Source organism: Nocardia sp. NPDC003345 (assembly GCF_053589395.1).
On sequence record NZ_JBSFRU010000360.1, the window covers coordinates 1 to 6,198 of the forward strand.

Below are 6,198 nucleotides of genomic sequence, written 5' to 3' on the forward strand. Positions count from 1 at the left end.
GGCCTCCCGCGGACTCGGCGCGCAGACGCCGCGTGCGGGGTTGGATCGCTGGGAATGCGGCCAGGACCGGGTCGCGCTCATCATGCGCAACGACCGGTACCTGGACGTGATGATCGGCTGTATGAAGGCGCGCGCCGTGCCGGTGAACGTCAACTACCACTACACCGAGCGCGAGATCGCCGATCTGCTCGCCTATATCCGGCCGAGCGCCGTCGTCTACCACCGTTCGTTCGGGCCGGTGGTCGCAGCCGCGGCGCCCGGCGTGGACCTGCTCGTCTCCGTGGACGACGGCAGCGATATCGGCGAACTGCCGGGCGCGGTGCGATTCGAGGAGGCGGTGGCGGCAGGGGACGCCGACGGCGTCGGCGAGACCTCTCCGGACGATGTGGTGATGCTGTGCACCGGCGGCACGACCGGGCGGCCCAAGGGCGTGCTGTGGCGGCAGGGCGATATGTACGTCTCGTCGATGAACGGCGCCGACCACGAATCGCTGGAACCGCTGGCGCAACTGGTCGCGGCGACCGGTTACGTTTGGTTCGCGGTCTCCCCGCTGTCCCATGCCGCCGGTATCTGGACGTCGTTCGCGGGCCTGCTGGCCGGTCAGACGATTCTGCTCTACGACGATCGGGAAAAGTTCGACGCGCGCACCGCGCTGACGGCGGCGCAGCGGGAACGGGCCGCGCTGCTGACCATCGTTGGCGACGCCTACGCCGGCCCGCTGGTCCGCGAACTGCGGTCGCGGCACTACGACCTCGCTTCGCTCATGGCCATCGGAACCGGCGGCGCCGCGACGAATCCGGCGTACCGGCACGAACTGCTCGAACTGCTGCCGCACGCCACTGTGGTCGAGGGGTACGGCTCCTCGGAAACCGGTGGCATGGGCTACGGCCGGAGCAGCAGGGGTGCGGAGGTCGATACGTTCGCGCCGATGCCCGGCGGTACCGCGGTGTCGCAGGACCGCACCCGCTTCCTGGAGCCCGGAGACCCCGAGATCGGGTGGGCCGCGCGCACCGGCCGCGTCCCGCTCGGGTATTTCGACGACCGGGAGGCGACGATGCGCACGTTCCCGGTGATCGACGGCCGCCGGCTGGCCATCCCCGGCGACCGGGCCACCGTCGCTCCCGACGGGAGCCTGCGGTTGCTGGGCCGGGATTCGCTGGTGGTCAACACCGGCGGCGAGAAGGTGTTCGTCGAAGAGGTCGAAGAAGTGCTGCGGGGCCAGGCCGGCGTGCACGACGCGCTGGTCGTCGGGCGGCAGAGCCCACGGTGGGGGCAGGAAGTCGTGGCCCTCGTGTGTATCTCGGAGGGCCTCGAGGTCACCGAGTTGATCCTGCGGGAAGCCTGCAGATCGCGGCTGGCCGGGTTCAAAGTGCCCAAGGAGATCATCTTCGTCACCGAGATCAGGCGGCTCGGCAACGGCAAACCGGATTACCGCTGGGCGTCCCGGCGCGTGACCGTACCGGTGGCGGAAGAAAGCGAGGTCTGACCTCATGCGTAAGGTTATCGACTGCCTGGTCAACGTGCATTTCGGTGAGCAGGAGCAGCCGGGATGGATGCTGAAGGTCCGCGACGACTACTTCAAGGGACCGAAAAACCTGTACCAGCAGGTGGAACTCGGGGCGCTGCTCGCGGAGATGGACGAACAGGGCGTCGAAAAAGCCGTCCTGATGTATTCGATGAAGAAGCCGTCGGCCACCGCACGGAAATTCGCCGAGGCGCATCCGGAACGATTCCATCTCGCGGTCAACGGAGTGGATCTGCTGCACCCGGTGCCGGCCCTGCGGGAACTCGAGGCGCTGGTGCGAGATCTTCCCGTCGCCTATACCACGGTGGGAGCGAGCTTCTGGGGTGACGGGCAGTATCCGCCGACCGACGCGGTCTATTACCCGCTGTATTACAAATGCGCGGAAATGGATCTGCCGCTGTGCATGAACACCGGACTGCCCGGTCCGCCGATTCCCGGTGAAGTCCAGAACCCGATCTACCTCGATCGGGTCTGCTATCGCTTCCCCGAGCTCCGGTTGTGCATGATCCACGGCGCCGACCCCTGGTGGGATACCGCGATCCGGCTGCTCATGAAATACCGGAATCTGCGGCTGATGACGTCGGCCTGGTCGCCGAAACGACTGCCCGAGAGCCTGATCCATTTCATGCGGACCCGCGGCAAGGACAAGGTGATCTTCGGTTCGGACTGGCCGGTGCTGACCATGCGCCGGGTGATCCCGGAAGCCGAGGCTCTCGAGCTGCCGGGCGACGTCCTGGACAACTACCTCTACCACAACGCGCAGGAATTCTTTTTCGGCGACCGATCCGCCGGCGACCGAGTCGCGCCATAACGAGGAGCACGCACAATGGATCGTTACGAATTGCGGCGGCAGGACTACAGCCTTTCCGAGGACCAGTCCGAATTGCAGGCCACCTATGCGAAATTCTTCAAGACCCGCTGCCCGCTGGAGGTGGTGCGGGCCGCCGAGGCCACCGGTTTCGACAAGAACCTGTGGGAGCAGCTGTGCGGTACCGGGGCGACCACGATGGCGCTGCCCGAATCCGCGGGTGGTGACGGCGCAACCCTGGTCGATCTGACCCTGGTCGCGGAGGAACTCGGCCGGAACATCGCACCGGTGCCGTGGATCGACCACATCTGCGCGTCACGGTTGCTGGCCCGATGGGGCGCGTTGTCCGCCGACGGTGGCGCCGCGATCGTGGAGGGACGGGAGATCGCGGCGCTGGAACCGCGGATCGGGAGGGTGTCCGGTACCCGGCTGATACCCGCCGGGGCGGTCGCCGACCATATCGTGATCCGCGAGGGCGACGAGATCGTGCGCCTGGGTTTCGATACCCGTCCGGCCCGCGTCGACAATATCGGCCGGCTGCCGATGGCGTGGATCGATCCGGCCGCGGCCGACCGGCGCACCGTGCTGGCCGCGGGCGCGGAAGCGGTCGCGCAGTACGACCGGGCACTCGACGAATGGCGGGTCCTGACCGCGGCGGCGCTGGTGGGCCTGGTCGAGGAAACGCTGCGGATCGCCGCGGAATTCGCCACCACCCGATACACGATGGGGGTACCGATCTCCACACTGCAGGGTATTTCGCATCCGCTGGCGAGTATCGCCATCACCGTGGAGGGGGCACGCAACCTGGCCCGGCGCGCGTCCTGGTTCCTCGAATTCGAGCCCGATGCCCAACGGGCCCTCGCGCCGGCCGCGTTCGTGTACATGGCCGAGGAGGCGCCCCGGGCCGCCACCATGGCCGTCCACGTCCAGGGCGGACTCGGTGTCGCGGCGGAATCGGCGGCCAGTGCCTACCTGCTGCGCGCGAAAGGCTGGCCTTTGGCCGCCGGCGATGCCGCGGCCGCCGCGGCACGTACCGCGGAACTGTTCGCCGCGGCCCAGAGCTAGAAACGGAGTACATCGATGGATTTCTCACTGGTCGAGCTGTCCGATGAGGACGAGGCCTTCCGCGACCGCGCCCGCTCGTTCCTGGACACCCATGTCACCGACGAGGTCCGGCGCCGGGACCGCGAAACCGGCGACAACTTCGACGAAGGCGTCCACTTGGCGATGGGCGCCGAGGGCTGGCTGACGGCGGAACTGAGCAAGCCGGCCGACGGCGGGCTGGGCCGGTTGCGGCGCCGCATCTGGGATCTGGAGAAGCGGCGCGCCCGGGTGCCCTGGGTGACCTGGGGCACCACCGCGATCGTGGTCGGCTCGGTGCGCGACCACGGTTCGCCCGAACTGCGGGAGGAGGTCCTGCCCAGGGTGGCCGGCGGTGAGGTCCGACTGTGCCTCGGCTACACCGAACCCGAGGGCGGATCCGATGTCGCGACCTGTAAGACGCGTGCGGTACGCGACGGGGACGAGTGGGTGATCAACGGTTCGAAGATGTTCACCACCGGCGCGCACAACTGCCAGTACGTCTTCCTGATCACCAATACCGACCCGGAAGCCCGCAAACACAAGAGCCTGACCATGTTCCTGGTCCCGCTCGACACCCCCGGTATCGAGATCCAGGGCATCCGCACCGTCGACGGCGACCGCACCAATATCGTCTACTACAGCGATGTCCGGGTCGGCGACAAATATCGGCTCGGCGAGGTGAACGAGGGCTGGTCGGTGCTGATGGGCCCGCTCAACACCGAGCACGGCGTGGTCGACGCCGCGGGCGACGGCCTGCAGGACGTATCGATCATGACCCACCAGGGCGCCATGATGGCGGTGGCGGTCGATCGGATCGCCGCGCTGGCGGCGCAACCGGGCCCGGACGGGAGCCGTCTGCTCGACGACGCCTCGGTGGCGTACCGGCTGGGTCGCAGTGTCGCCCGGATGGAGGCGGCGCTGTCGGCACCTCATATGTTCGGCCGGGTCGCCATCGCGCAGGCGATGCGCGATATCTCACCGGATCTGATGGACCTGCTCGGCCCGGCCGCGGCGCTGCCGGTGGAGACCGAAGGCGCCGCCGACGACGGGGGAGCGGAATACATCTACCGCTGGGCCCCGCTCTGCGGTATCTACGGCGGCACCCTCGAGGTGTTCCGCAACATGATCGCCCAGCACGTACTGGGACTGGGGAAGCCCAACTACTCGCCGGCCAAGCCGAAGGCCGCCTGACGGATTCGGCGGTCACGACATGAGCGTGAACTATGCCGTCGTATCCGCTGGACATCGGAGGTGTCATGTGAAGGTCCCCTTCACCTGGAAGGTCACCGGCTGGTTCATGGTCGGCTGGTCTGCCGAGTTCCCGCTCGGCGAAGCGCGTCCACTGCGCTATTTCGGCGAAGACCTCGTGGCCTATCGCGACGAGGCCGGCGAAGTGCATATCCTCACCGGCCATTGCCGCCATCTCGGTGCCCATATCGGGCACGGCGGCAAGGTAGTCGGCGATTGCGTCGAATGCCCGTTCCACGGCTGGCGGTGGGGCCCGGACGGGCGTAACCGCAAGATCCCCGGCGAGGACCGGGTCAACCGGGGTCTGCGGCTGCGGGTGTACCCGGTGAACGAGCAGAACGGCTGCGTGTTCATGTGGCACCATCCCGAGGGGAAGGAACCGCACTGGGAGATGCCGGATATCCTGCGGATGTTCCCCGAACTCGGCAGCGATCCGGACAGCTACTACCGCCCCTATCCCGAATTCTCCCGCAAGACCGAGCGGGAACCGGTGCATCCACAGGTGGTCCTGGAGAACGGCCCGGACAGCCTGCATTTCGAATACGTCCACGGCGCCACCGTGACCCCGCGGATGCTGGACTACCGCGCCGAGGGACACACCTGGTCGTTCCGCACCGGCTGGCCCGACGCCCGCAGTGACGACCCGGACGAGATGGCCTTGAAGATCCACGCCCAGATGTTCGGTCTCGGCGGTTCGATCAGCGCCTTCGGGGGGTCGTCCGACCATCGGCTCATCTTCGCCACCACACCCGTCGACGACGAATGCTCGGATCTGTTCTACTCCATCTGGTGGCCCAGGAAACCGGGCGACGAGTCCGACGTCCCGCCGCCCGAGGTGCGGGAGCGGGTGGAGCGGCAGTTCCTGGTCACGGTGTGGGAGGACCTGAGCATCTGGCGGTACCAGAAATACGTCGAACATCCGCCGCTGTCGCCCAAGGACGCCAAACCCTATCTGTCGCTGCGCAAATGGGCGAAGCAGTTCTACGATGTACCGCCCGTGGAAGCGGGCAGCCCGGTATGAACGCCGGGTACGGACCAGGAGCGGCCCGTGGGTAGGCGCGCGCTGAGCGAACTGGTCGACCCGGCACGGACCGCCCTGATCACCCAGGAGTGCCAGGGCGCGGTGGTGGGGCCCGACGCGGGCCTGGCCGCGCTCGCCGACGAGGCGCGCCGGGAGGCGCTACCCAATATCGCCGCACTGCTACCGGCCGCCCGGGCGGCGGGAGTCCGGGTGGTGCACTGCCTGGTCACCCGCCGCGCCGACGGCCTGGGCTCGAACCGCAACGCGAGACTGTTCGCGGTCGGGCGCCGCGGAGTCGCGGTCACACCGGGCAGTCCCGGGGCGCGGCTGCTCCCCGAGTTCGGGCCCGACCCGGCTGATCTGGTGCTGACCCGCGGCCACGGCCTCGGGCCCATGGGCGGCACGGACCTCGATCCGGTGCTGCGCAACCTCGGTGTGTCGACGATCGTCGCCGTGGGCGTATCCCTCAACGTGGCCATCCCGAACTTCGTCATGGACGCGGTGAACTCGGCC

The 6,198-nt window shown here is 68.1% G+C and carries 6 protein-coding genes; all 6 read left to right on the forward strand.

The window, feature by feature from the left end; translation table 11 throughout:
* A partial coding sequence (locus ACWDU1_RS27905) for an AMP-binding protein (RefSeq protein ID WP_450002970.1) occupies positions 1-1,486 on the forward strand: 1,486 nt, incomplete at its 5' end.
* 4 nt (positions 1,487-1,490) lie between these two features.
* Complete coding sequence (locus tag ACWDU1_RS27910) at positions 1,491-2,336, forward strand: amidohydrolase family protein (protein ID WP_450002972.1); 846 nt, start codon at positions 1,491-1,493, stop codon at positions 2,334-2,336.
* A gap of 15 nt (positions 2,337-2,351) precedes the next feature.
* The gene (locus ACWDU1_RS27915; RefSeq protein WP_450002974.1) at positions 2,352-3,398 is read left to right on the forward strand and encodes an acyl-CoA dehydrogenase family protein; all 1,047 of its coding nucleotides are present in this window, start codon (positions 2,352-2,354) and stop codon (positions 3,396-3,398) included.
* 15 nt (positions 3,399-3,413) lie between these two features.
* A complete protein-coding gene (locus ACWDU1_RS27920; protein WP_450002976.1) occupies positions 3,414-4,607 on the forward strand; it encodes an acyl-CoA dehydrogenase family protein in 1,194 nt (397 codons plus the stop codon).
* Between the two features lie 67 nt (positions 4,608-4,674).
* Complete coding sequence (locus ACWDU1_RS27925) at positions 4,675-5,685, forward strand: aromatic ring-hydroxylating oxygenase subunit alpha (protein ID WP_450002977.1); 1,011 nt, start codon at positions 4,675-4,677, stop codon at positions 5,683-5,685.
* A gap of 27 nt (positions 5,686-5,712) precedes the next feature.
* A partial coding sequence (locus tag ACWDU1_RS27930; protein WP_450002979.1) for an isochorismatase family protein occupies positions 5,713-6,198 on the forward strand: 486 nt, incomplete at its 3' end.